The organism is Pseudomonas sp. CFBP 13602 (assembly GCF_014842725.1).
Classification (GTDB): domain Bacteria; phylum Pseudomonadota; class Gammaproteobacteria; order Pseudomonadales; family Pseudomonadaceae; genus Aquipseudomonas; species Aquipseudomonas baltica.
On sequence record NZ_JACYVT010000001.1, the window covers coordinates 304,532 to 330,049 of the forward strand.

Below are 25,518 nucleotides of genomic sequence, written 5' to 3' on the forward strand. Positions count from 1 at the left end.
TAACGGACAACCGCCATGAACGCGTTTCTGAATACCCCCTTCCGGGCTGCCCTGCGCAGCGATCCCTGGCTTGCCACCGCCCCCGTACGTGAAGAACTGTTCGGTATCGAACGCCTCGAACAGCATGCCCAGAGCCTGGCTGCTGCGCAGACCGTGAGCGCCCGGCCGCCACGGGTGTTGTCGTTGCAACGTCGCCTCAAGGACAACGCTCAGGTGCTGCTGGTGGCCTACCGGGCCAGCGCGGCGGCGGTGGCCGATGGAATCGCCGTGGTGCCCGCCGCCCAGTGGCTGCTGGACAACTACCCTCTGGTCGAAGAGCACGTCCGCGGTGTCCGCGAGGACCTGCCCGCAGGCTATTACCGGCAATTGCCCAAGCTGGCGAGCGGGCCCTTCGCCGGCTACCCAAGGGTGTTCGGCCTGGCGTGGGCGTTCGTCGCGCATACCGACAGCTTCTTCGATCCAGCGACGCTGCAGCGCTTCATCGACGCCTATCAAAAAGTCCAGCCGCTGACCATCGGCGAGCTGTGGGCGGTGGCGATCACCCTGCGGATCGTGCTGATCGAAAATCTGCGACGGCTGACCGATCAGATCACCGCCGCTGACCTCGCCCGCCTGGATGCCGAAGCTCTGGCCGATCGCCTGTTCGCTGCCGGCTGTGCGCAAAGTGCGCTGGACGACGACATCCGCAGCCGCAGCGCCGAGCCCTTGTCGGAACTGTTCGCCGCGCAACTGGCCAAGCGCCTGCGCGACAAGGACCCGATCACCACCCCGGCCCTGGCCTGGCTTGCACAACGCCTGCACGAACAGAACAGCAGCGTCGGCCAGGCCGTCAGTCACGCCCAGCAGCGCCAGGGTGCCTCCAACCTCAGTGTGCGCAATGTGATCACCAGCCTGCGGCAGATTTCGTCACTGGACTGGGCGCAATGGTTCGAAGACGTCAGCCTGGTGGACGCCAGGCTGCGTGCGGGCAGCCGTTTCGCCGCCATGGATTTCACCACACGCAATCTCTACCGCAGTGCCATCGAACAGTTGGCACGCGGCTCCACCTTTTCCGAACTGCAGATTGCCGAGCAAGCCCTGCAGTTGACCAGCGCCAGGCCCGAGCAGGAACGCGAAGCCGATCCTGGCCACGTACTGATCGCCGAAGGCCGACCGCTGTTGGAAGCGGCGATAGATTTCCATCCATCAGTCGGCTTGCGCTGGCTGCGCTGGCAACGGCAGCTGGGCGTCGGCGGCTATGTCGGCCTGCTGCTGGCACTGACCGCCGGGCTGCTGGCCGTCCTGGTGGCACTGCTGCCCGCCGCGCCGGCCCTGTGGCTGACGGCATTGGTGGTGCTGGGCGCCCTGCCCGCCTCACAGCTGGCCAGCGCCCTGCTCAACCGCGCGGTGACGCGATCCTTCGGCGCCATCGCCCTGCCGGGGCTGGACATGCTCGAGGGCGTGCCCAGCCCATGGCGCAGCCTGGTGGCCGTGCCCACGTTGCTGGGCAGCGAGGCAGATCTGCTGGAAGAGATCGAGCAACTGGAAGTGCACTACCTGTCGGGCAACTGTGGCGAGCTGTATTTCGCCTTGCTGGTCGATGGCGGTGATGCCGCTGAACAGCACAGGCCCGGCGATCAGACCCTGCTCGAGGCCGGCCATGCGGCCGTGGCCTCACTCAACCGGCGGCACGGGCCTGGCGAGGCCGGCGCGCGATTCATGCTGCTGCACCGCGAGCGCCGTTACAACCCTGCACAGGGGTGCTGGATGGGCTGGGAGCGCAAGCGCGGCAAACTGCACGAGCTCAACCGACTGCTGCGCGGCGATGCGCACACCAGTTTCGGTGAGCAAAGCGTGCCGGCGGACGTGCGTCTGGTGATCACCCTGGACGCCGACACCCGCCTGCCCCGCGACGCGGCGCAGCGGCTGGTGGGCAAGTTGGCGCACCCGCTCAACCGACCGCGTCTGAGTCGCGACGGACGCAACGTAGTCACCGGCTACGGCATCCTCCAGCCACGGGTCACGCCGAGCCTGCCGCTCGACGCCGAAGGCTCCCTCTACCAGCGAGTGTTCTCGAGCCCAGGCGGGGTGGATCCCTATGCGGCAGCGGTATCGGACGTTTACCAAGACCTGTTCGGCGAGGGGTCCTATACCGGCAAGGGCATCTACGATGTGGATGCCTTCGAGGCCGCCCTGGACGGCCGTGTACCGGACGACAGCATGCTCAGCCATGACTTGTTCGAAGGGATTCACGCGCGGGCCGGGCTGGTCAGCGAGATCGAAGTGGTCGAAGCCTTTCCGGCGCGGGTCGACGTTGCGATGCGCCGGCAGCACCGCTGGACGAGGGGCGACTGGCAGTTGCTGCCGTGGCTGATGAAGTCGCGACTGCCGGCACTCGGCCGCTGGAAAATCATCGACAACCTGCGTCGCTCGCTGGTCGCGCCGGCCACGTTGGGCGCCCTGCTGGTCGCCTGGTGCCTGCCTGGGCCGGCGGCCTGGACCGCAACCCTCGCCGTGCTTGCCTGCAGCGCCCTGCCCGCCGTGTTGGCGCTGCTCCTGGCCGCGCCGCGCAAGCGCCCGGCGGTACTCTGGCGCAGCCATGGCCAGCGCCTGACCCATGACCTGCGCCTGGCCAGCTGGCAGTTCGCGCTCGACCTGGCGTGGCTGCCCGATCAGGCCTGGCTGATGCTCGATGCCATTTTCCGCAGCTTGTACCGGGTCTTTCACAGCAAGCGCCTGTTGCTGGAGTGGACCACTGCCGCCCAGGCCGGTGCCGCGCCCCGCCCAGGTATTGGCGCACACGCTCGTCGTATGGCGCCGGGGCTGCTGCTGGCCTTGGCCGGTTGCGCCGTCGCACTGGCCCAGGCGCCTGGCAATGCCGCGCTGATCGTGCCGTTTGCCCTGCTGTGGCTGACGGCCCCATTCATCGCACAATGGGTCAGCCGCAGCAGTTCGATCACTCCCTGCGCGCCCGTGAACGCCACGCAGGCACAGGACCTGCGGCTGATTGCCCGACGCACCTGGCGCTACTTCGAAACTTTCGTTACGGCCGGCGACAACCACCTGCCGCCCGACAATTTTCAGGAGCAGCCCCACCCGGTGGTTGCCCACCGCACCTCACCGACCAACATGGGCCTGTACCTGCTGGCGGCCGCCAGTGCACGGGACTTCGGCTGGGCCGGCACCCGCCAGACCTTGCTGCGCCTGGAGGCGAGCCTGGCGGTGATGCAGACGCTGGAACGCTTTCGCGGGCATTTCTACAACTGGTACGACACCCAGGACCTGCGCCCGCTGCCGCCGGTGTACGTGTCGGCGGTCGACAGCGGCAATCTGGCCGGGCATTTGATCGCGTTGGCCAATGCCTGTGAACAGTGGGCCGAGCAAGGTCCGCTGGACCCCTCCTCCGGGCTGCACGACACTCTGCTGCTGGTCATTGAAGAACAAGGTCGCAGCCAACCGCTGACCCAGATACAGGCGCACCTGCAGACCCCGTTCGACCTCGGTCGACAGGCAGTCGCCAGGCTGTTGGGGGAAATCCCGGCCGACCCTGGTAATGGCGTTTGGCTGCCAGCCTTGAAACAGGCGTTCGCGGCTCACCTGGATGACCGCCAACTGCACGGCGACACCTCGGCGCGCCTGCGAGCGTTGGCCGATAACGCGCGGCGCATGGCTATGGACATGGAGTTCGGCTTTCTGCTCAACCGCAAGCGGCAGTTGCTGTCGATCGGCTACCGCGTCGCCGAGCAGCAACTGGACAGCAACTGCTATGACATGCTGGCTTCCGAGGCACGCCTGGCCAGCCTGTTCGCCATCGCCAAGGGCGATGTCGCCACGCGGCACTGGTTCCGCCTGGGCCGCAGTGCCACACCGTTGGGCAATGGCTCGGCCCTGATCTCCTGGTCCGGGTCGATGTTCGAGTACCTGATGCCGTCCCTGGTGATGCGCGCCCCCGCCGGCAGCCTCCTGACCCAGACACAACGGCTGGTGGTGGAGCGTCAACAGGCCTACGGCAAGTCGCTGGGCATCCCGTGGGGGATTTCCGAATCGGCCTACAATGCGCGCGATCTGGAATTCACCTATCAATACTCCAACTTCGGCGTGCCCGGCCTCGGGCTCAAGCGCGGGCTGGCCGACGACCAGGTCATCGCACCCTATGCCACGGCATTGGCAGCGATGGTCGACGCTCCCGGCGCCTGGGCCAATTTCGCCACCCTGCGGGCATTGGGCGCGCTCGGCCAGTACGGTTTCTACGAAGCGGTCGACTACACCCCGACACGCTTGCCCGAGGACACTTCGCAGGCAATCGTGTGCAACTACATGGCTCACCACCAGGGCATGACAGTGGTGGCCATCGCCAACGTGCTGCTCGACGGTGCCATGCGCGAGCGCTTTCACCGCGAACCGATGATCCAGGCCAGCGAGCTGTTGTTGCAGGAGCGCATGCCCGCCAATGTCGCAGCCCTGCAAGCCGCTGCCGAACACGGCCATAACGTCGCCGCAGAGACGCTGGAAGGTCGCACCCAGCGCGCCCTCGATGGCCTGCCGGTGGCAGCGCCGATCACCCATCTGCTCTCCAACGGGCGCTATTGCGTGATGTTGACCGGCCTCGGTACTGGCTACAGTCGCTGGCGCGATCTGGCCGTGACGCGCTGGCGCGAAGATCCGGTACTGGACCCGTGGGGCTCGTTCGTGTTCGTGCGTGATCTGGATCGGGACACCCTGTGGTCCGCTGCCGACACCCGTGCGCACGGTTGCCTGGGCGAGGTCACGTTCGCCGAGGACCATGCCCAGTTCATCAGCCACCGCGACGGTTTGACCAGTACATTGACCGTGCTGGTGTCCGGCGAGGACGACAGCGAAGTGCGCTCACTCACCTTGACCAATCGCAGCGAGCGGACCCGCTCCGTGGAGCTGACCACCTACAGCGAACTGGTACTGGGCGCCGCTTCGGCCGACAGCGCTCACCCGGCCTTTGCCAAGTTGTTCGTGGTTACCGAGTACCTGCCTGAATATGCCGCGTTGGTGGCTACCCGGCGGCCGCGCAGCAGCGAGGAGCCGCAGGTCTGGGCCGCTCACTTCGCAGTACTCGACACGCCGCTGGACGGCCCGGTGCAGTACGAAAGCGACCGCGCCGCCTTTCTCGGCCGCGAGCACACCTTGCTGCAGGCCACCGCCCTGAAGTCCGGCGCAACACTGTCCAACAGCGTCGGCACGGTGCTCGACCCGCTGTTCGCCCTGCGTCACTGCCTCAGCATCGCTCCAGGCCAGAGCGTGGACATCGCCTTCTGGACCGTGGTGGCCGACAGCCGCGAAGCGCTGCTGGGCCTGATCGACAAGCACCATGAGCACAGTGCCTACGAGCGCGCCAAGACCCTGGCCTGGACCCAGGCACAGGTGCAACTGCGCCATCTGGATATCGACGCCGAGGCGGCAGCCGACTTCCAGCGCTTGAGCGCGTCCCTGTTGTACGCTGACGCTCAATGGCGCGCACCAGCGCTGAGCATCCTGCGCGGTGCAGGCAGCCAGGCCGGCCTGTGGCCAATGGGCATCTCGGGTGACCTGCCCGTCGTACTGCTGCAGATCGACGACATCGAAGATCTGCCGCAAGTGCGTGAACTGCTGCTGGCCCACGAATACTGGCGAATGAAGCGCCTGAGCGTGGACTTGGTGATCCTCAACGAGCGTGACGCCAGCTATCAGCAGGACCTGCAGATTGCCGTGGAAACCGCAGTGCGCAGCAGTCAATCGCGACCCGGACCCAGCGCGGTATTGAGCCGCGGTACGGTGTACACGTTGCGAGCCGACCTGTTGCCGGGCGATGCGCGCAGCCTGTTGCTGGCCACCGCGCGCCTGGTGCTGCGCGCCCACAGCGGATGCATCAATGCGCAGATCGGCCTGCGTCCGAGCCAGGGCGTACCTGATCGCAAAGCGCAGTGGCCGCAACGGGCGACGAGCGCTGCCGCTACTGCCGGCGCCCCCGAGGCGGCCGAGGAAGTGCTGGAGTGTTTCAACGGCCTGGGCGGTTTCGCCGATGAAGGCCGCGAGTACGTCACCCTACTCGACCGGGGCGCGTGTACCCCGGCACCCTGGCTGAACGTCATCGCCAATCAGAACTTCGGCTTCCAGGTCTCGACCCAGGGCGCCGGGTACACGTGGGCGCTGAACAGCCGGGAGAACCAGCTCACTCCTTGGGGCAACGACCCGGTGGGCGACGCCAGCGGCGAGGCCCTGTACGTACGCGACAACGCCAATGGCGTCATCACCGGGCCTTGTGCGTGGCCCGTGCGTGACGAAGGGCGCTACAGCGCGCGGCACGGGTTCGGCTACAGCCGCTTCGAGCACAGCGCCAACCAGTTGCACATGGGCCTGCTGCAATACGTGCCACTGGAGGACGCTGTCAAGATCAGCCGTCTGAGCGTGCGCAACCTCAGCGACAAACCGCGCCGGCTCAGTGTGTTCAGCTACCTGGAATGGGTGCTGGGTACCTCGCGCGCGGCCACCGCCGCGGGGCTCATCAGCGAAGTGGATGCTCGTACCGGGGCCCTGCTGGCACGCAACCCGTGCGCCATCGCCTTTGCCGGACGTGTGGCATTTTCCGACCTGGCCGGTGGTATCGGCCACTGGACGGCCGACCGCACCGAGTTTCTTGGCCGTCACGGCAGCTACGCCGCCCCGGCTGCGCTCGCCTCCTCGGCGCCGTTGGCCGGCGCCAGCGCCGCCGGGCTCGATCCCTGTGCCGCCCAGCAGCATGAAGTGCTGTTGGCAGCCGGGCAGCAGATCGAACTGGTATGGCTGGTCGGCCAGGCGCCGTCGCTGGAACAAGCCCAGCGTCTGGTGCTCAAGTACCGCCACGAACATCTGGACGGTGTGCTGCAACGCGTGCGCGACAGCTGGGCCGACAAGCTCGAAGCCGTACAGGTGCGCACCCCGGACCGGGCACTGGACATCATGCTCAACGGCTGGTTGCTGTATCAGACCATCGTCTGCCGCCTGTGGGCACGCTCGGCGTTCTACCAGGCCAGTGGCGCCTACGGCTTGCGCGATCAGTTGCAGGATGGCTTGGCCTTGAGCCTGGCAGCACCGCACCTGACCCGCGAACATCTGCTGCGCGCTGCAGGTCGGCAGTTCGTCGAAGGAGACCTGCAGCACTGGTGGCTGCCTCATTCCGGTCAGGGGGTGCGCACCCGCATCAGCGACGACCGGGCCTGGTTGGCTTATTGCACCGCCGAGTACGTTCGCAGCAGTGGCGACGAAGGGGTGCTCGACGCCCCTGTCGCTTTCCTTGAAGGTGAGCCCCTGGCCAGCGGCGAAACCGATCGCTTCTTCCTGCCGCAAACCGCTGCGTCATCCGCTTCCCTGTACGAGCACTGCGCCCTGGCGCTGGACTGCAGCCTGGAGCAGATGGGCGACATGGGTCTGCCGCTGATCGGCAGCGGCGACTGGAACGATGGCATGAACCGGGTGGGTGAACAGGGTCGCGGCCAGAGTGTCTGGCTGGGCTGGATGCTGCTGGCCAGCCTGGAGCGCTTCATCGCCTTGGCCGCCCGGCGCGACAGCCCGCGGGCACAGCGCTGGCAGCAAGCCTACCTGCAGTTGCAGACCGCGCTGGAAACCCACGCCTGGGATGGCCAGTGGTATCGCCGCGCAACGTTCGACGATGGCACGTGGCTGGGCGCCGACGGCAATCCGGAATGTCGCATCGACTCGATCGCACAGAGCTGGGCCGTGCTGTCCGGCGCCGCGCAGCCCGAACGAGCCCAGCAGGCCATGAGCGCAGTCAATGAGCATCTGGTGCGACCGGCAGACGGCATCGCGCTGCTGTTCACTCCGCCGTTCGAGCACTCGCCGCACGATCCCGGCTATTTGATGGCGTACCCACCCGGCCTGCGCGAAAACGGCGGGCAATACAGCCATGCGGCCATGTGGGCAATCCTGGCCTTCGCCAGGCAGCACCGCGGTGATGAGGCACTGGCGTTGATCGACCTGCTCAACCCCATCAACCATGCGTTGGACGCCGCCAGCGTGCAACGCTACAAGGTCGAGCCATACGTGATCGCCGCGGATGTCTATTCGGTTGCGCCCCATGTCGGGCGTGGCGGTTGGACCTGGTACACCGGCTCGGCCAGCTGGATGTACCGCGCCGGCATCGAGGGCATTCTCGGTGTGCGCCGCGAGGGACAATGGCTGCTGCTCGACCCTCGTATCGCGGCCCGGTGGGCAGGGTTCAGCGTGCAAATTCGCGTGCCCGGCGGGCACGTGCACATCAGTGTGGAGCGCAGCGACGACGGTGGTCGTGGCTGCCTGCTGGACGGCAAGCCACTGGTGCTGGATGAAGGTGTCGCGCGCATCCCATTGGCACCGCACCTGGTCCACTACACCCTGTAGGCGGCGCCTGGCTGGGCACGCTGGCCATCGGCCCAGCGTACCCAGCCGGGGCGCTTTACTTCGTCACCACGCACTCATAGGATGACTGACTACAACAACAAAGCCGAGGTTCTTCCATGCGTAAACATCTGCTTCTTGCCGCCGCCATCGGCTGCGCCGGCGGCCTGGCCCAGGCCAGTACCTTCGCCTATATCTCGAGCCCCGAGGACGGCATGATTTCCCAGTACCGCCTGGACGAAAACACCGGATCGCTGACGCTGGTGCACCAGACTCACGCGGGCGACCAGGTTAATCCCATGGCCCTGAGCCCCGACGGTTCGACCTTGTACGCCGCCCTTCGGGTCAAGCCGTTCCGCGTCATGGCCTATCGCATCGACCCGGCCAGCGGCCAACTGGACGCCGCCGCCGAAGCCCCGCTGGCAGCCAGCCTGGCCTACCTGAGCACCGACCGTACCGGCCGCTACCTGATGGGTGCTTCCTATGGCGGCAATGTGCTGACCGTACAACCCATAGATGCCGAGCACCGTCCCGGCGAAGACATCAAGGTCTACCCGACCGGCCCCTACGCCCACTCCGTGCGCAGCGACCCCAGCAACCGTTTCGTCTACGCAGGCAATCTGGGCGTGGACCAGGTGTTGCAATTCACGCTGGACGACAGCAGCGGCGCCCTGGAACCCATCGGTAACGGCCATGCCTCGGTCACCGCCGGCAGCGGCCCGCGGCATATCGCGTTCGCGCCAGGCGGCAAGTTTCTCTACGTGGTGGGCGAGCTGAGCGGTACGGTCGACAGCTTTTCCATCGACGCGCAGACCGGTGCCCTGACCAAGGTCGCCCATGTCGAAGGCGTGCCCAAGTCGCTGAACCTGGTGCACGGCGAGATTCGCAATGCCGGCAACAACGACCTCAAGGATGATCCGACGCCACGTATCTGGGCTGCGGACATTCGCGTATCGCCTGACGGTCAGCTGATCTACATCACTGAACGCACCACCAGTTCGGTCTCGGCGTTCAAGGCCGATCCCGCCAGCGGCACGCTGAGCTTCCAGGGCAACTACCCGCTGCAGGAGAAGCAGCCGCGCAACATCGCCTTCTCGCCCAGCGGACGCTGGTTGCTGGTGACCGGGGAAAAGGCCGACAAGGTAGGCAGCTATGCCGTGGGCGCAGCGGGTGCGCTGACCCGTACGGCAGAAGCGCCTTCGGGCAAAGGCGCCTTGTGGATCGAGATGTTGAACCTGCCGGGCGCTTGACCGGCTGCTGCTTGACCGGCTGCTAGGTGCGCGTGCGGCCGATCCATTCGACCGCCGTGCGCCAGAAGCACACACCCAGGAAGTACGCCGACATCAAGCTCCACAGACCCATGGCCACTGGGTTGCTGGCGGGATGGTTGAGGATCAGCACGAAGGTGCACAGCAACCAGATCGACGTCACTGCGATGTTGACCGCCATGAAGCGGCGAACCCGGAACGGGTGCAGGAACTTCATCTTGGTGACGGTCAGCAGCGCCAGCCCGACAACGGTGAGCAGCGCGATCCACGGCGACGGCGAGATGATGTACATGCACAGCGCAACCACGTTCCACGCCGCAGGAAAGCCGACGAAGTAGTTGTCCTTGCTCTTCATGTTGACGTTGCAGAAGCAGAACAACGACGACACCAGAATGATGCTGACGGTGATCAGCAAGGTGAATTCGGGCAGTGGAATGTAGCGATAGATGAACAGTGCCGGAATGAACACGTACGTCAGGTAATCGATGACCAGATCGAGTGTCGAGCCATCGAAGTGCGGCAGCAACGACTGGGTATTGAGCTTGCGTGCCAGTGCACCGTCGACGCCGTCGACCACCAGCGCCAGGCCCAGCCACAGCAGGCAGATTTTCGGCTGGCCGTCGAACAGCGCCAGTGTGGCAAGAAAGGCCAGCACCACGCCTGTGGCGGTGAAGCCGTGGGCGCCCCATGCTTTGAGCGTGGCCGAGGGTCTGATCAGTATCACGGGGTGTTCTCCAGGAAGTAGACGGGCCATGACAACCGCTGGCAGGTATCCACAGCATTGACCCGAAAGCGGCACAAGTAAATGAATGGGCCGCAGCTATCGACCGGGCGTGTGGGTGTAAGGTTCACGACTCGGTCAACGTAAGTGTCACAGGTAACCCGGTGCGCTGCCAAGCGATTCACTGCATTGAAGTTTTTGTGGCGACGGACGTTGACCGCCGCGCGGCACCGCGGAGTAAGATGAAGCCGGTGTCCAACTGCCCCAAGATTGGGGCGGAACCGGTTTTTCACCCGCAGGACCAGCAGACCCAGCGCCCGGGCCAGACAGCCTGGCGCCGGTGAAGTCGCTCATTATCCGGATGGCGCGGCCCATGTGGCCGCGCTACGTTGCGTTAAGGGAATATAGAATGGCCCCAAGAAATGTGATCAATGCGTCGGTGAGCCCCAAGGGCAGCCTGGAAACCCTCTCCCAGCGTGAAGTGCAGCAACTCAGTGCCGCCGGTTCAGGCAGCACCTATACCCTGTTTCGCCAGTGCGCCCTGGCCATTCTCAATACCGGCGCCCATGTCGACAACGCCAAGACCATCCTCGACGCCTATCGGGATTTCGAAGTGCGTATCCATCAGCAGGACCGTGGTGTGCGCCTGGAGCTGCTGAACGCCCCGGCGGACGCCTTCGTCGATGGCGAGATGATCGCCAGTACCCGCGAGATGCTCTTCAGCGCACTGCGCGACATCGTCTATACCGAAAGCGAGCTGGACAGCCAGCGCATCGACCTGAGCGATTCCCAGGGCATCACCGACTACGTCTTTCATCTATTGCGCAACGCCCGCACCCTGCGTGCCGGCCTCGAGCCGAAGATGGTGGTGTGCTGGGGTGGGCATTCGATCAACTCGGACGAATACAAATACACCAAGAAAGTCGGCCACGAACTGGGCCTGCGCCGGCTGGACATCTGTACCGGTTGCGGCCCTGGCGTGATGAAGGGGCCGATGAAAGGCGCCACCATTGCGCATGCCAAGCAGCGCATGAGCGGCGGGCGTTACCTGGGCCTGACCGAGCCGGGCATCATCGCCGCGGAAGCGCCGAACCCGATCGTCAACGAGCTGGTCATTCTTCCGGATATCGAGAAACGTCTGGAAGCGTTCGTACGGGTCGGTCACGGGATCATCATCTTCCCCGGCGGCGCAGGAACGGCCGAAGAGTTTCTGTACCTGCTGGGCATTCTGATGCATCCGGACAACCAGGGCTTGCCGTTTCCGGTGATCCTGACCGGCCCCAAGAGTGCGCAGGCGTATCTGCAGCAGCTGGACCAGTTTGTCGTGGCGACCCTGGGCGAATCGGCTCGACAGCATTACCAGATCATCATCGACAACCCGGCCGACGTGGCGCGGGAGATGACCGAGTCGTTGAAGCAGGTGAAGCTGTTCCGCCGCGAGCGCAACGACGCCTTTCACTTCAACTGGCTGTTGAAGATCGAGGAAAGCTTCCAGCGGCCGTTCGACCCGACCCACGCCAACATGGCCGATCTAGAACTGAGCCACGCCCTGCCCCCGCATCAACTGGCGGCGAACCTGCGCCGGGCGTTTTCCGGGATCGTGGCGGGCAACGTGAAGGACAAGGGCATTCGTCTGATCGAAGAGCATGGCCCGTACCAGATTCGCGGTGATGCCGCGATCATGGAACCGCTGGACAAACTGCTGCAGGCGTTCGTCGAGCAGAACCGCATGAAACTGCCAGGTGGCGCAGCCTATGTGCCGTGCTACCGCGTCGTGACCTGACCCGCCCCCGTACGGTGGGAGCGGTCATCGGCCGTGAAACTCCCACCGCGTATTAGCTTATACCCCCGCCGCGCCCTTCGCGGCCACGGACCGCCCCTACGATTTGAACCCTGTAGGAGCGGTCATCGGCCGCGAAACCACCACCGCGCAATACCTGACACCCCGCCGCGCCCTTCGCGGCCACGGACCGCTCCTACGATTTGAACCCTGTAGGAGCGGTCATCGGCCGCGAAACCACCCCCGCGCAATACCTGACACCCCGCCGCGAATCTTTCAGCCGTTTACTCAAGCCCTAGGTTTCCAAACAAACCTGTTGCGCATCCTGCGAGATAATTCTATCGTTATTCCACATCAACTATCGCATTGAGATAAACATGTCAGACATCGTGCTAGAAATCAAAGGGCCTGTCGCTGTCATCACCCTCAATCGTCCGGCAGTGCTGAATGCCTGGACCACGCCGATGCGTAACGAAATCATCGAAGCCTTGAACGGCTACAACGCCGACCCGGAAATCAAGGCCGTGATCATGACCGGCGCTGGCGACCGCGCTTTTTCGGCAGGCCAGGATCTTTCCGAAGCCCATGATTTCGACGGTGACCGCGCCGTTGAATGGGTCGGCGAGTGGGAGCGCTACTACGCCACCCTGCGCGGCCTGTCCAAACCACTGATCATCGCCCTCAATGGCACAGCTGCTGGTTCCGCGTTTCAGGTCGCACTGCTGGGCGACATCCGCGTAGGCCACCCAGGCGTGCGCATGGGCCAGCCGGAAATCAACTCCGGCATCCCCAGCACTACCGGTCCGTGGATCATGAACAGCATGCTGGGCATGTCGCGCACCATCGAGCTGACACTGACCGGCCGTTTGATGGACGCCGATGAATGCAAGCAGATCGGCTTGATCCACCATTTGGTGCCAGCCGATCAAGTGATGAGCAAGGCCCTGGAAATCGCCGAAGAACTGGCCGCCAAGCCCCCGATCGCCATGCGCCTGGACAAGCAGCGCTTCCGCGAAATGAGCGAGCCTGGCTTCAAGGACTGCATTGCAGCCGGCCGTCGCCTGCAGAAGGAGGCATACGACTCCGGCGAGCCACAGCGAATGATGGAAGCCTTCTTCAAGGCCCGCGCCAAATAAAGCCCTGCCTTGTGAAAGTGAGTTGATTGTGGGAGCGCGGCCCTGCCCGCGAAGGCAGCAACGCGGAGTCACTGATATACCGCGGAGCCCTTTTCGCGGGCAGAGACCCGCTCCCACAGAGCCCGCTCCCGCGGGAAATGATTTCATCGCACCACGCACGGCGGCGGCCATGTACCTACCCCGGCTCTTGCAATGCTTTGACTGCCGACGTCCTGACTACCCAACGATCCATTCGTTTTCTGTAGGAGACTGTCATGCACACACCTTCCAACCCCGGACGCCGTCGGTTGCTCAAGGCCGGCGCCACGGTCGCACTGGTCTGCGGCCTGCCCAGCGTGGTCCGCGCCGCCGATAAACAGATCATCGTCTCCGACCCCGGCGGTCCCTACACCGTGGCCTACCGCAAGGCTTTCTACGACCCCTTCGAAAAAGCCACCGGCATCAAAGTCATCAGCGTGGCGCGTGAGTCCCAGCCGGTGGCGCAGTTCTCGGCCATGGTAAAAACCCGCAACTACGTATGGGACGTCACCACCCTGACCATTTCCGCCGACATCCCCTACCTCGAAGCCCAGGGCTTTCTGGAACCGATCGGGTTGTCGGCGAGCGAATACCCGGACCTGCTTCCCGAGGCCATCACTGCCAACTTCCTCGGTGTCGACGTGTACTCCACGGTGCTCGCCTACCGCACCGACACCTTCAAGGACGGCAACGGCCCGCAGAGCTGGGCAGATTTCTGGAACGTCGAGAAATTTCCCGGCCGCCGCTGCCTGCGCCGCAGCCCGCTGGACACACTGGAACAGGCCCTGCTGGCGGATGGCGTCAGCCTCGACGAGCTGTACCCGATGGACGTCGACCGCGCCTTCAAGAGCCTGGACAAGATCAAACCGCACATCGACCTGTGGTGGACCTCGGGCGCGCAAGCCATGCAAGCCATCCAGAGCGGCGAGGTCGACATGATCTCAGCCTGGAACGGCCGCGCCCAGGCCGCCATCGACAACGGCGCACCGGTGCAGATCGTCTGGAACCAGGGGCTCTATTCGATCGAAGGCTGGGCCATCCCCAAGGGCACCCCGCACGCCGACATGGCCAAACAGTTCGTGCGTTTCTGCGCCGACGCCAAGCGCCAGGCCGACTTCACCGACACCCTGGCCTACGGCCCGACCAATCGCAAATCCTTCGAGTTCATCCCGGCTGAGCGCGCGGCGCTGCTGCCGACCGCCCCGCAGAACCTGAAAAACATGCGTCTGCCGAGCCCTGCCTGGTGGGCAGAGAACCGCACCGCCGTGACCGAGCGGTTCAACGCCTGGATCTTGTCGTAAGGGAGTCGATGCATGAGTGTGAAACTTGAAACCCGTGGCCTGGGCAAGACCTATGGTCAGTTCGTCGCCCTGCAACCCACCGATATCCAGGTGCGCGAAGGCGAGTTCCTGACCCTGCTCGGGCCTTCGGGCTCGGGCAAGACCACCTTGCTGCAGATGATTTCCGGGCTGGTCCCACCGGACAGCGGGCAGTTGCTGATCGATGGCCAGGATGCGACCCACATCGCCCCCGGAAAGCGCGGCATCGGCCTGGTGTTCCAGAGCTATGCGTTGTTCCCGCACATGAGCGTGCGTGACAACGTGGCGTACGGGCTGCGCATGCGCAAATACCCCAAGGCCGAGGTCAACCAGGCGGTCGACGACGCTTTGGGCATGGTGCGCATGGAGGATTTCGCCCATCGCTACCCGAACGAACTGTCCGGTGGCCAGCAACAACGGATCGCCCTGGCCCGCTGCTTCGCCTACCGTCCTTCAATCATCCTGCTCGACGAGCCGCTGGGCGCCCTGGACAAGAACCTGCGCGAGCACATGCAGCTGGAAATCCGCCGCATGCACAAGGAACTGGGGGCTACGTTCATCTATGTCACCCACGACCAGGAAGAGGCGCTGACCCTGTCCGATCGCATCTGCCTGATGAACCGCGCGCGCATCGAACAGCTGGCCACGCCAGAAGAACTCTACGATCGCCCGGCAACACGCTTCGCCGCCGAGTTCATCGGCCACTCCAATCTGCTCCAAGGCCAGCGCGACGGCAGCGGCCACCTGCAGGTCGAAGGCCAACGGCTGGACCTGGCTGGCTGCGCCGGGCACCAGGCGCCGAGTGCCGGCACGGAAGCGTTCCTGCTCATCCGGCCCGAAGCCGCGCGCCTGACCGAACCCAATGCCGGCTTGCTGCAGGGCATCGTCGATGAATGCGTATTCCTGGGCAGCGACACCCGCGCCCTGGTCCGCCTGCCTTCGGGCAACCGCTTCAGTGTGCGCTGTTCCCGCGAGCTCAGTCCGCGCGTCGGCGATCCGGTTGGCATCGCCTGGAATCCCACACGGGCCACCCTGCTGCCCGCGCAGGCCACCTCATGAACTGGCGCAAAGGCCTGATTCCGGCCATTCCCGCCCTGCTTTTCCTGGCACTGTTCTTTCTGCTGCCGGTGGCGGAAATGCTCATGGGCAGTTTCCAGAACGCCAGCGGCGAGCTGAGCCTGGGTAATTTCGAACGGATCGCCTCGACCCCGGTGTACGCCCGCGTTCTGGGCATTACCTTCTGGATCTCGGCGCTGACGGCCGTGCTGTCGGTGCTGCTCGCGTACCCAGTGGCCTACTTGCTAACCCGGCTCTCGCCCATGGGTCGCGAACGTTGGCTGCTGTGGATCATGCTGCCGTTCTGGACCAGCTACCTGGTCAAGACCTATGCCTGGATGCTGCTGCTGTCACGCAAAGGCCTGCTGACCACGCTTGCCGCCGACGTGCTGGACAACCCGTCGGGCCTGGTGCCCGCACTTTCGGGGGTGCTGATCGGCATGGTCCACTCGATGCTGCCGCTGGCGGTGATTACCCTGCTGCCGATCATGCGCAGCATCGACCAGCGCCTCGCGCCGGCCGCACAGACGCTGGGCGCCAGCGGTTCGATGAGTTTCTTCAGCATCTTCCTGCCGCTCTCGGCCCCCGGCATCGCCGCGGCGGGTCTGCTGGTGTTCATTACCAGCCTGGGTTTCTTCATCGTCCCTGCGCTGCTGGGTTCGCCACGGGAAATGATGGTGGCGCAGCTGGTGATTTCCTCGGTGCTCGACCTGTTCGACATGAACTTCGCCGGCGCTCTTTCGGTGGTGCTGTTGGCCTGCTCGCTGGTGGTGTTCGTGATCTACGACCGCATCGCCGGGCTGTCTTCGCTCGGCGGCGAGGCGCCCAAGGAACGTCAGTCCGGAATGGGCCTGCAGATTCTGATCTGGCTGGGGCACTGCTTTTCGGGCCGGGGCAAGGCGCCGCGGCGCAGTGGCGATGGCGCCTTGCTGACCGGTTACAGCGTGCTGCTGGTCATGCTGCTGATCCTGCCCGTGCTGGTGGTCGTTCCGCTGGCATTCACCAGCAGCCCGTTCATTGCCTTCCCGCCCAAGCTGTTCAGCTTGAAGTGGTTCGAGGAATTCTTCACTTCCGCGGTGTGGCAGGCCGCCCTGTTCCGCTCGCTGGGCGTCGGTGTGGCCACCGCGCTGCTGGCGCTGGTGTTGGGCTTCGGTGCGACCCTGGCCTTGACCCGGGTAAGCGCGGGGTGGCGCAAAGGCCTGTTCGCGTTGTTCATCGCCCCGCTGATCGTGCCGCGCATCGTGATTGCCCTGGGCCTGTTGTACCTGTTTTCCAGGCTTGGCCTGGCGGGCAAGGACATCGGCCTGGTGCTGGGCCACACGGTACTGGCCCTGCCCTATGTGGTGGTCACCCTGTCGGCGGCGTTCAAGCAGTATGACTGGCGCCTCGACGATGCCGCGCGGATTCTCGGCGCCGGCGCGTTCACCCGGCTGCGCACCGTGACCCTGCCGCTCATGTCAGCGAGCCTGGTCTCCGCGTTTCTGCTGGCCTTCATCACCTCGTTCGACGACCTGACCATCGCCATTTTCGTCAGCGGTGGCATCAATACCACGCTGCCCAAGCAGATGTGGGACAGCATCCAGCTGGCGCTCACCCCAACCCTGGCTGCGGTTTCCACCACGTTGCTGGTGTTCATCGTGTTGTTTGCCGTCATTGCCCAATGGGTATCGCGGCGTTCCACTTCCAAACGTCAAGGGCTCTGAACGATGCATCCATACACTCGCTTCTTCCCGCATCGCATCAGCCACGATCAGCTCACCACCGCGCCGCTGATCCATGCCGGCCTGCTGATCGACGACCATGCCGTGCGCGTCACCTTCGAGGGCCGATCGCTCGCTACCCTGGAGTTGCGCCAACGGGTCGCCGCCTTGCAGCAGGTACTGGCCGAACGCGGCCTGCGTGCCGGACAACGGGTAGCCGTCATGCTGGGCAACAGCGACGACCAGATCGTGTTGATCTACGCGCTGATCCTCAGCGGCCTGGTGTGGATCCCGATCAACACCAAGTTGCGCGGCCCTGGCCTGGACTACCCGTTCGAGCACGCTCGTCCGGACCTGGTGGTCGGCGACGCCGAATTTGCCGAGCGTCTGGCGGACAGCGCCGCCGCGCAGTTGACCTATGTCGGCATCGACGTGCTGCACGAGCAGGCCCTGGCCTACCCGGCGGCGGACCTGCGGCTCGAGGACAGCGCGGCCGATGCCACGCTCTGCGTGATCTACACCTCCGGCACTACCGGCGCGCCCAAGGGTGTGGTATTCACCCACCGCATGCTGCGCATTGCCAGCGAGGCGGTTCTGCAGGTGGCCGATGTCAAGGCAGGTGACCGCCTGCTGTTGTGGGAGCCCCTGTGCCACATCGGCGGCGCGCAGATGCTGTTGATGCCGTTTCTGGCCGAAGTCAGCCTGAACGTGGTGCAGCGCTTTTCCGCCAGCAAATTCTGGGCGCAGTGCGTGCAAGTGCAGGCGACCCAGTTGCATTACCTGGGCGGGATCATCGATATCCTCATGCAGCAGCCGGCCGAGCAGTGGCCTGTGCGGCATAGCCTGCGGACCCTTTGGGGTGCGGGTGTGAGCCTGACCAATTGGGCAGCGATCGAGCAACGTTTCGGTTGTCCTCTGCGCGAGTGCTACGGCATGACCGAGTGTTCCAGCTTCGCCACCTTGAACCGTACCGGCAAGCCAGGCTCGATCGGCCGCGCCTTGCCCTGGCTGAGCGTAGAACTGCTGGATAGCGACGGTACGCCGGTCGAAGTGGGGCAACTGGGGGAAATCGTGCTATCCAGTGAAGTCGAGGGCGTTTTCCTGCCCGGCTATCTGGACAACCCAGAAGCCACCGCCAGCGCCCTGCGCGATGGCCGGCTGTTCACCGGTGACATGGCACGCATGGATGCCGAGGGCGACTTGTTCTTCGTCGGACGCCGCACCGACAGCATGCGTGTGCGTGGCGAGAACGTTTCGGCCTGGGAAGTGGAGCGGGTGTTCAGCGCCCACCCTGCGGTGAAAGCCTGCGCGGCGCTGGGCGTCGAATCGGCGGTGGGCGAGCAGGAGATTCTGCTGTTCGTACAACTGGAGGCCGGCACTGCTGCGCAGTGGCAGGCCATGCTCGAGTGGGCCGCGCTGCGCTGCGCCTCCTACCAGTTACCACGCTACTACCAACAAGTGGAGCAGTTCGAGCTGACGCCCAGTGAGCGTATCAAGAAGCACCTGTTACCCAAGGATGTCACCCAAGCCTGGGACAGTCGCGGTTGAACGATGCGCCGCGAGCGGCCTGTGCGGTAACGGTTTAGTGAATAGCGATAGAAAGTGCCGGGCAACTGCCGGATAATCGGTTTTTTCACCAATGTGTTGCGTTCATGGCCAGTACCCCGAAGAAACCTCCTGCCGACCCAACGGCCTCCTCGCTGTACGTGCAGTCCGTCGACAAGGCCATGAAAGTGCTCATGGCCTTCGACGGCAGCCAGCGTCAGTTGTCGCTGTCCGACATCGCCGGGCTGACCGGCATGGACCTCAGCGCCGCACAGCGCTTCACTCATACGCTGGCAACCCTGGGCTACCTGAACAAGGACAGCAGCAAGAAGTACGAGCTGTCGCCGCGGCTGCTGGACTTCACCTACCACTACCTGACGTCCAGCGAACTGGTGACCCGTGCCGCGCCCTACCTGCAGCAGCTGAGCGCGGACACCGAAGAGGCAACCAACCTGACGGTGCTCGACGGCACCGACATCGTCTATGTGCAACGGATCGTCAGCCGACACGTGTTCAACGCCAGCGTCATCATCGGCACTCGCCTGCCGGCCTGGTGCACCGCGCCGGGCCAGGCGCTGCTGGCGACCTACAGCGACGACGAGGTCAACGATATCTTCGACCGCAGCCAGTTCGTCCAGCACACGCCGGCGACCATCACCGACCGAGAGCAGATCTGGGCCAGCATCGAGCAGATTCGCCAGCGCCGCTATGCGCATACCGAAGACCAGTTCTTTTACGGCGACGTGTCCACGGCCGCGGCCATCGTCGATGGCAATGGCCGGGGCATCGGCGCGGTGAACCTTGCGGTATCCCGCTCGCGCTGGGTACCGGAACGCGACAGCAAACGCTATGCCGACCTGGTGATCAGCGCGGCGTCGTCGATCTCGATCAAGCGCAAGGTTTGAGCTTCAATCGAAGAAGGCGTCGTGCCCTTCGCGGCCGATGACCGCTCCCACAGGGGCATCGCGAATCGCTGTAGGAGTGGTCATCGGCCGCGAAAGGTTCTAGGTGATCCACCTGAAATGCACCGTCATCCCCTTGCAACATCACTGTCTTAATCTGCGAGGCTTCCCGACCCGGTGAGCCGCCATGCGCCGTCTGCTTCTCATTCTGTGCATCCTGAGCCTGAGTACGGGCGCGCTCGCCGATTCGGCCACCTTGCGCATCCACGGCTCCAACACCATGGGTACGGAGCTGGTTCCGGCACTCATACGCGGCCTGCTCGAAAGCCGAGGCCTGGCCCCTGTCCAGACGCTCGATCCTTCCACGGGCGAGCTGCTTGTCACCGCCCATGAGCCGAACGGTACTGCGTTGCGTTTCGAAGTCGGCGCCCACGGCTCCAGCACAGGCTTCGACAGCCTGTTGGCCGGGCAAGCGGATCTGGCCGCCTCCTCCAGGCCCATCAGTGACCAAGAGCGCAGCCGACTGGCACCCCTGGGCGACCTGAGCAGCTTCGGCGCCGAACACGTGATCGGCATCGACGGCGTGGCCGTGATCGTCCATCCCGACAACCCCCTGCGGCAGCTGACCACTCGCCAGCTTGCCCAGGTATTCAGCGGCGAAATCAACGACTGGAACGTACTAGGTGGCCGTGGCCCGATCCATGTGCTGGCCCGCGATGACCGCTCGGGCACATGGGAGACGTTTCGCGACCAGGTACTGACCCCACATGCCGGGCGCCTGACGGCCCATGCGGTCAGGCTGGAGTCCAGCGAGCAGCTGTCGGATCGGGTCAGCGCCGATCGATACGCCATTGGCTTCATCGGCCTGGCCTCGATACGTGGTGCCCGCGCGCTGGCCATCGCAGATGGCGACAGCCAGTTCATGGCGCCTACGGTCAGCCTGATTGCAACCCAGGACTACCCCCTGAGCCGCCGGCTGTACCTGTACAGCCCACCAATGCGCCCCTCGCCATGGGCCGACGCATTGATTGCTTTCGCGCAGAGCGAACCGGGACAGGCAATCGTTGCCCAGCAAGGCTTCGTGGCGCAAACGGTGCAAGCCATGAGTGTCCCCGCCTCGCCCGACATGCCCATGCGATACCGGCAGTTGGCCCGTGAGGGCCGGCGTCTGTCGGTGAGTTTCCGTTTTGCCGAAGGCAGCGCCACGCTGGATAACAAGGCAATGGCCGATGTGGTGAGGGTGCAGGATTACCTGCGCAGCCATCACCTGCTGCAGAACAAGACCACACTGGTGGGGTTCGGTGATGCCAAGGACGATTCCGCCCGCGCGGTACTGCTGTCCCGGCTACGTGCCATGGCGGTTCGCCGTGAACTGGCCAGGGCGGACGTGCTCTTCCGCGATATCCAGGGCTTTGGAGCGCAGCTGCCGGTGGCGACCAACGCGGTCGATGAAGGGCGGATCAAGAACCGTCGAGTAGAAGTCTGGGTTAACCCATAGCTCAGGGCACCGTGATTGATGCCGGCGGCAGACACAAAGTGTTACCGGTGATGCCGACGCGGGAACGAATACGGGTAACAAGGGAACAGATCTGCGTCACTCTGCCGCACGCAGCATTGTCAGTAAATTCAAGTTATTGATTTAAAACGATTTGTGAAAGTTGGCACGCGCCCTGCTATGTCATACGTACAACAATAACAACAACGCGATAAACCAATAAGAACAAGATGAAACGACTCTGACATAACAAGAACAAACGCGACAGAGGCGTAGCTAACAGATTTTTTTGGAGAGGAAATGCTTTTCAGGGGCTAGCCCCGCAGCCAGGTAGAGAACAACAAAACTACGCTCAGTAGCTACCCACTGGTTGGATCGACGATAAAAGCAGATCAGCGCTCAAAAAAATACGTTTGCTCTTGACCCCGCCTGGGGGTCGCACAACAAGCGGCAAGGGCCACGGCTGACAAATACAACAACAGGTCGCCCCTCAATAATAAAAAAGAGCATGCAACAAACCCTTGAGGGGAGCCCAGGCTCCCCTCAGTGCTTTCTGCGATCTGGCTTTGCAGTCCCTGGCGCGTATCACACACCAGGGCCTGCAACCGGTCAGATGGGCGAGGCACTCACCACACGCAGAGCCAGACCCTCGTACGGATCCAGGGTAATGGTGAATTCACCGGCTTCGGTCAAATCACCCTCAACCCGCTCGTTGATGATGTCCACCACAGGTCCCGCAGCGATACCCGGCAGATGCAACGTCTCCACGATCGGTTCATTGCTGAAGTTCAAGGCGGTGATCTGGGTACCCTTGCCGGCGGGCAACTCGTGCACCATCAGCAACAGGCCCGGGTGCTGAACATCCGGAATCAGGATTTGCTTGCTGGCGGCGATGTCATACGCACGTCGTACCGCCAGAATCTTCTTCAACTGCGAAGCGAAGCTGTCCGGGCGTTGCAACTGGTCTACCAGGTTGCCGTAAAGCGTCTTCGGACGCGGCATGTTGCCCGCGGAAAATTCAGCCTCGGGATCGAGCCCTACCAGGTCGTAGGCGCCGCGGTGGATCCAGCGCGTGTCACCGTCTTCCATCAAGTGCGCGACCTGCTCGGCTGGCAAAGTCAGCGCGCCGACCAGATCCCATCCCGACAGCGCGAAAACGCCAGGTTGCATGGCGTTGTACATCACCAGGAGCAGATGAATGTGCTGGATCTGCTTGATGTCCTGATCGGTGATCGCCTCCAGATCGCGGATGCCCAGTGCCGCCGTGATGATACTGGCGGTGGTGCAGGACACCCCATTGGTGACGAATTTCAGGTTGTAGGGTGCATGCTCGCCGGCCAGGCGCTCGTACATTTCCTCGCGGATATGCTCGCGCAGAATGTTGCCGGGAAAAGTCTGCCCCTGGTACAGATAGGTGTCGTGGGCGTGCAGCGTCCAGAAGTGCACCAGTTCGAGGGTCAGCTCGTCGTGGTTCTGCAAGGCGTGGATCAACGAGGCCGGGTCGATACCGAATGCGTGAACCTGACGCAGCATGAGGCGCAGGAACTCGGTATTGCCCAGCAGCAACGCGTGTTGATAGGCCGGCCGAGTGATGAAGTCATAGGACAGGTCCGCGCCGCCATGGGACATCGAGGCAATGTCGTCAATGGTGAGGTTCAGTTCCTGGAAGCTGAAACCACCGGCCTTGCGAATGGCGCCACCCAACAGCTGGTTGCCGTTCACTGACAATGGGTGGCTTTCCGACCAGGCCGGGCCTTCGGCACGACGCTCGACGCCGAGGAAACCGTTGGCGTCCAGACGCAGGATGCGCGCACCCATGACATCGATGGAATGCAGGGCATCACCGATGATCATCTGCTGGGCGGCGAAGGTCGGGTCCAGCCAGTTCAGCGATGGCTGGCCTTCCTTGAAGTAGTGCAGGTAGACCCAGCGTCGCGCCTTGCCGTCCACGCCAATCACCACTGGGGTCGCACTCCAGTCGGTTTCCTTGACGCCGGGCTCGAAGAAGATCACACGTTGCAATTGACCAACGATGTAGTGCTTGTCCTTGAGAATGTCGCAGACTTCCGGGGTCAGGTTGATCGCGTCGCGCCCGGCCGGCACTTCAGGCAACAGCCCCCAGTCTTCTTCCTTGATCTCGACCATGTGGTAGAGGCCTGGATAATCCGCGTGGGCCATTTCGGCCAGGCGGAAATCCGCGCCCTTGCCGGTGTGCGAAGGGATCGCGTCGTCGATGACGACAGCATTGTGCGCTGCAGCCATGCGGCTGAGCTGGATCATGTCGGCTTCGGTACCCAGCTCGGGGTCGATGTCGAAGCTCATGCGGTCGAAGTTGCCGTCGACGCTGGGGGTGCGATCACGTCCACGCAGACCGCCGGACAGTTTCAGCGGGCCGTTGTGAATACCTTGAATGCCGATCTCGGACAACGCATGCCACAGGGTCTCATCGCCAAGGGCCTGCAGTACCGAGCCCTCTTCGCGTGTAACGATGGAAGCCGGGTAGGCCGTGAACCAGACCGAAGCAATGGCTGATGCATCCCGAGGCCTGGCCTGGGCGTAGGGTCGTTGCCACAGCCGCGCTTGTCCGGCATACAGCTTGGCGCGCTGTTTGGCGGTATGCAGCATGGACTGGTCGACCAGCCACTGGATGTAATCCTTGTCCGGCGTCGTCATCGTTACTTGCCCTCGAAAAGTGTCCTACAGTATGAGTACGACGGAGGGTTATCGTTGCATCCGTCGAGGATTTCCCTGAAGGCGCCACGCTGACCTGATCCGATGAACGGTATAAAGCATTGTGCCATCAGGCCGATACAGCAATTGGCAGGGGATCATCCCTGCGCGGGCGATCAACAGGAGAGACCCATGATTACCTTTCTGCTGGGCTGGTGCGCACTGTCCGTACTCGGGACCTTCGTTTTCGTGGGGCTGATACGGGCAGACAAGCGACGAGAAGTACAGGCCATGGAAAATGCGCGTACGCAGTTCCAACGCATTTCTTTTCAGACGCAGCTGGCGAGCTGAAATCGCAAGGTTTGACCTGAGGCATGCAGAGTCGACGCGCGATGCTCGACACTGATGAAGATGCCGCTCGAACGAGCGGCTACGGGATGCAGGGCAAGCAGGCCGCCAAGTGCCGGCCTGCCCTGAAGATCAGACCTTGACGATCCAACCCTGTGGAGCTTCCACGTCTCCGGACTGGATACCGGTCAACTCCTTGTAGAGGCGTTGGGTGAATGGGCCCACTTCTTCCTGGCTGAAGAACACGTGCAGCTTGTCCTGGTATTCGATTCCCCCGATCGGGGTAATCACTGCCGCGGTGCCGCAGGCGCCGGCCTCCTTGAACTGGTCGAGCTGATCGATCAGCACATCACCTTCGATCACTTTCAAGCCCAGGCGCGATTGCGCCAGTTCGATCAACGACAGACGAGAGATGCCAGGCAGCACCGATGGCGATTTCGGGGTCACGAATTCGTCGTTGCGGGTGATCGCGAAAAAGTTCGCCGAACCCACTTCTTCGATCTTGGTGTGGGTCTGGGGGTCCAGGTAGATGCAATCGGCAAAGTTGGCCTTCTTCGCATTGGAACCCGGCATCAGGCTGGCAGCGTAGTTGCCACCCACCTTGGCGGCACCGGTACCGTTGGGCGCGGCGCGGTCGTAGCCGGAAATGACGAAATTGTGCGGCTTCATGCCGCCTTTGAAGTAGGGGCCGACCGGGATGCAGAAAATCGAGAAAATGAACTCGGGCGCTGTACGCACGCCGATGTTGTCACCCACGCCGATCACGAACGGACGCAGGTAGAGGGCGCCGCCTGAACCATAGGGCGGAATGAAGCGCTCGTTGGCGGCGACCACCTGGCGGCAGGCGTCGATGAACACGTCGGTGGGCACTTGTGGCATCAACAGGCGACCACAGCTGCGCTGCATGCGCAGGGCGTTCTGGTCGGGGCGAAACAGATTGATCGAACCATCCTTGCAACGGTAGGCCTTGAGACCCTCGAAGCACTGCTGCCCATAATGAAGCGCGGTCGAGCCTTCACTGATGTGCAGCACATTGTCTTCGGTCAGGTTGCCCTGGTCCCATTCACCGTCGCGCCAATGCGACAGGTAGCGCAGATCGGTCTTGATGTAGTCGAAACCCAATTTGTCCCAGTTGATGCTTTCGTGACCCATGACACCCTCTACCCTTTGGCGATCGCCTGAACAGCACAGGCTTTTAC

At 63.7% G+C, this 25,518-nt stretch carries 14 protein-coding genes; 11 read left to right on the forward strand and 3 right to left on the reverse strand.

Features of this window, described 5'->3' with window-relative positions; all coding sequences use genetic code 11:
* Positions 1-15 precede the first annotated feature (15 nt).
* Together IFU31_RS01350 and IFU31_RS01355 are read left to right on the forward strand one after the other, a co-directional pair.
* A complete protein-coding gene (locus IFU31_RS01350) occupies positions 16-8,364 on the forward strand; it encodes a GH36-type glycosyl hydrolase domain-containing protein (RefSeq protein WP_192102062.1) in 8,349 nt (2,782 codons plus the stop codon).
* 116 nt (positions 8,365-8,480) lie between these two features.
* On the forward strand, positions 8,481-9,611 hold the full coding sequence (locus IFU31_RS01355; RefSeq protein ID WP_192102063.1) for a lactonase family protein: 1,131 nt from the start codon (positions 8,481-8,483) through the stop codon (positions 9,609-9,611).
* Between the two features lie 22 nt (positions 9,612-9,633).
* Here the strand turns inward: IFU31_RS01355 and pcsA are convergent, their stop codons facing one another.
* A complete protein-coding gene (gene pcsA, locus IFU31_RS01360; RefSeq protein ID WP_240998720.1) occupies positions 9,634-10,353 on the reverse strand; it encodes a phosphatidylcholine synthase in 720 nt (239 codons plus the stop codon).
* 406 nt (positions 10,354-10,759) lie between these two features.
* On the opposite strand from pcsA, the gene ppnN reads away from it, so the two are divergent.
* From ppnN to IFU31_RS01400, 8 genes are all read left to right on the forward strand, one after another.
* The gene (ppnN, locus tag IFU31_RS01365) at positions 10,760-12,133 is read left to right on the forward strand and encodes a nucleotide 5'-monophosphate nucleosidase PpnN (RefSeq protein WP_192102064.1); all 1,374 of its coding nucleotides are present in this window, start codon (positions 10,760-10,762) and stop codon (positions 12,131-12,133) included.
* Between the two features lie 374 nt (positions 12,134-12,507).
* The gene (locus IFU31_RS01370) at positions 12,508-13,266 is read left to right on the forward strand and encodes an enoyl-CoA hydratase/isomerase family protein (RefSeq protein WP_192057155.1); all 759 of its coding nucleotides are present in this window, start codon (positions 12,508-12,510) and stop codon (positions 13,264-13,266) included.
* Positions 13,267-13,520: 254 nt separating this feature from the next.
* Positions 13,521-14,585 carry an ABC transporter substrate-binding protein gene (locus IFU31_RS01375; protein ID WP_122476971.1) on the forward strand — a complete coding sequence of 355 codons (1,065 nt, stop codon included), beginning with the start codon at positions 13,521-13,523 and terminating at the stop codon, positions 14,583-14,585.
* 12 nt (positions 14,586-14,597) lie between these two features.
* Positions 14,598-15,662 (forward strand): ABC transporter ATP-binding protein, encoded by a 1,065-nt coding sequence (locus IFU31_RS01380; protein ID WP_192102065.1) that lies wholly within the window; start codon positions 14,598-14,600, stop codon positions 15,660-15,662.
* The gene (locus IFU31_RS01385) at positions 15,659-17,362 is read left to right on the forward strand and encodes an ABC transporter permease subunit (protein WP_192047159.1); all 1,704 of its coding nucleotides are present in this window, start codon (positions 15,659-15,661) and stop codon (positions 17,360-17,362) included. The genes IFU31_RS01380 and IFU31_RS01385 overlap by 4 nt, the downstream gene beginning before the upstream one ends.
* Before the next feature lie 3 nt (positions 17,363-17,365).
* Positions 17,366-18,907, forward strand: coding sequence for an AMP-binding protein (locus IFU31_RS01390; protein WP_192102066.1), 1,542 nt, complete (start codon positions 17,366-17,368; stop codon positions 18,905-18,907).
* A gap of 104 nt (positions 18,908-19,011) precedes the next feature.
* On the forward strand, positions 19,012-19,809 hold the full coding sequence (locus tag IFU31_RS01395; protein WP_197979549.1) for an IclR family transcriptional regulator: 798 nt from the start codon (positions 19,012-19,014) through the stop codon (positions 19,807-19,809).
* A gap of 184 nt (positions 19,810-19,993) precedes the next feature.
* Positions 19,994-21,304 (forward strand): substrate-binding domain-containing protein, encoded by a 1,311-nt coding sequence (locus tag IFU31_RS01400; protein ID WP_192102067.1) that lies wholly within the window; start codon positions 19,994-19,996, stop codon positions 21,302-21,304.
* A gap of 606 nt (positions 21,305-21,910) precedes the next feature.
* Here the strand turns inward: IFU31_RS01400 and treS are convergent.
* Entirely contained in the window at positions 21,911-23,974 is a 2,064-nt protein-coding gene (gene treS / locus IFU31_RS01405) for a maltose alpha-D-glucosyltransferase (RefSeq protein ID WP_192057160.1), read from the reverse strand.
* 189 nt (positions 23,975-24,163) lie between these two features.
* Here treS and IFU31_RS01410 point away from each other — a divergent pair, with 189 nt between their 5' ends.
* A complete protein-coding gene (locus IFU31_RS01410) occupies positions 24,164-24,322 on the forward strand; it encodes a hypothetical protein (protein WP_163007479.1) in 159 nt (52 codons plus the stop codon).
* A 129-nt stretch (positions 24,323-24,451) separates the two neighbouring features.
* Here IFU31_RS01410 and IFU31_RS01415 read toward each other — a convergent pair whose 3' ends face one another.
* Positions 24,452-25,471, reverse strand: coding sequence for a branched-chain amino acid aminotransferase (locus tag IFU31_RS01415; RefSeq protein ID WP_192102068.1), 1,020 nt, complete (start codon positions 25,469-25,471; stop codon positions 24,452-24,454).
* Positions 25,472-25,518 lie beyond the last annotated feature (47 nt).

What these genes read in the sequence shown, in the direction of transcription:
- IFU31_RS01350 (WP_192102062.1), top strand. Translation starts at nt 16, where the DNA reads ATGAACGCGTTTCTGAATACCCCCTTCCGGGCTGCCCTGCGCAGCGAT.
- IFU31_RS01355 (WP_192102063.1), top strand. Translation starts at nt 8,481, where the DNA reads ATGCGTAAACATCTGCTTCTTGCCGCCGCCATCGGCTGCGCCGGCGGC.
- ppnN (WP_192102064.1), top strand. Translation starts at nt 10,760, where the DNA reads ATGGCCCCAAGAAATGTGATCAATGCGTCGGTGAGCCCCAAGGGCAGC.
- IFU31_RS01370 (WP_192057155.1), top strand. Translation starts at nt 12,508, where the DNA reads ATGTCAGACATCGTGCTAGAAATCAAAGGGCCTGTCGCTGTCATCACC.
- IFU31_RS01375 (WP_122476971.1), top strand. Translation starts at nt 13,521, where the DNA reads ATGCACACACCTTCCAACCCCGGACGCCGTCGGTTGCTCAAGGCCGGC.
- IFU31_RS01380 (WP_192102065.1), top strand. Translation starts at nt 14,598, where the DNA reads ATGAGTGTGAAACTTGAAACCCGTGGCCTGGGCAAGACCTATGGTCAG.
- IFU31_RS01385 (WP_192047159.1), top strand. Translation starts at nt 15,659, where the DNA reads ATGAACTGGCGCAAAGGCCTGATTCCGGCCATTCCCGCCCTGCTTTTC.
- IFU31_RS01390 (WP_192102066.1), top strand. Translation starts at nt 17,366, where the DNA reads ATGCATCCATACACTCGCTTCTTCCCGCATCGCATCAGCCACGATCAG.
- IFU31_RS01395 (WP_197979549.1), top strand. Translation starts at nt 19,012, where the DNA reads ATGGCCAGTACCCCGAAGAAACCTCCTGCCGACCCAACGGCCTCCTCG.
- IFU31_RS01400 (WP_192102067.1), top strand. Translation starts at nt 19,994, where the DNA reads ATGCGCCGTCTGCTTCTCATTCTGTGCATCCTGAGCCTGAGTACGGGC.
- treS (WP_192057160.1), bottom strand. Translation starts at nt 23,974, where the DNA reads ATGACGACGCCGGACAAGGATTACATCCAGTGGCTGGTCGACCAGTCC.
- IFU31_RS01410 (WP_163007479.1), top strand. Translation starts at nt 24,164, where the DNA reads ATGATTACCTTTCTGCTGGGCTGGTGCGCACTGTCCGTACTCGGGACC.
- IFU31_RS01415 (WP_192102068.1), bottom strand. Translation starts at nt 25,471, where the DNA reads ATGGGTCACGAAAGCATCAACTGGGACAAATTGGGTTTCGACTACATC.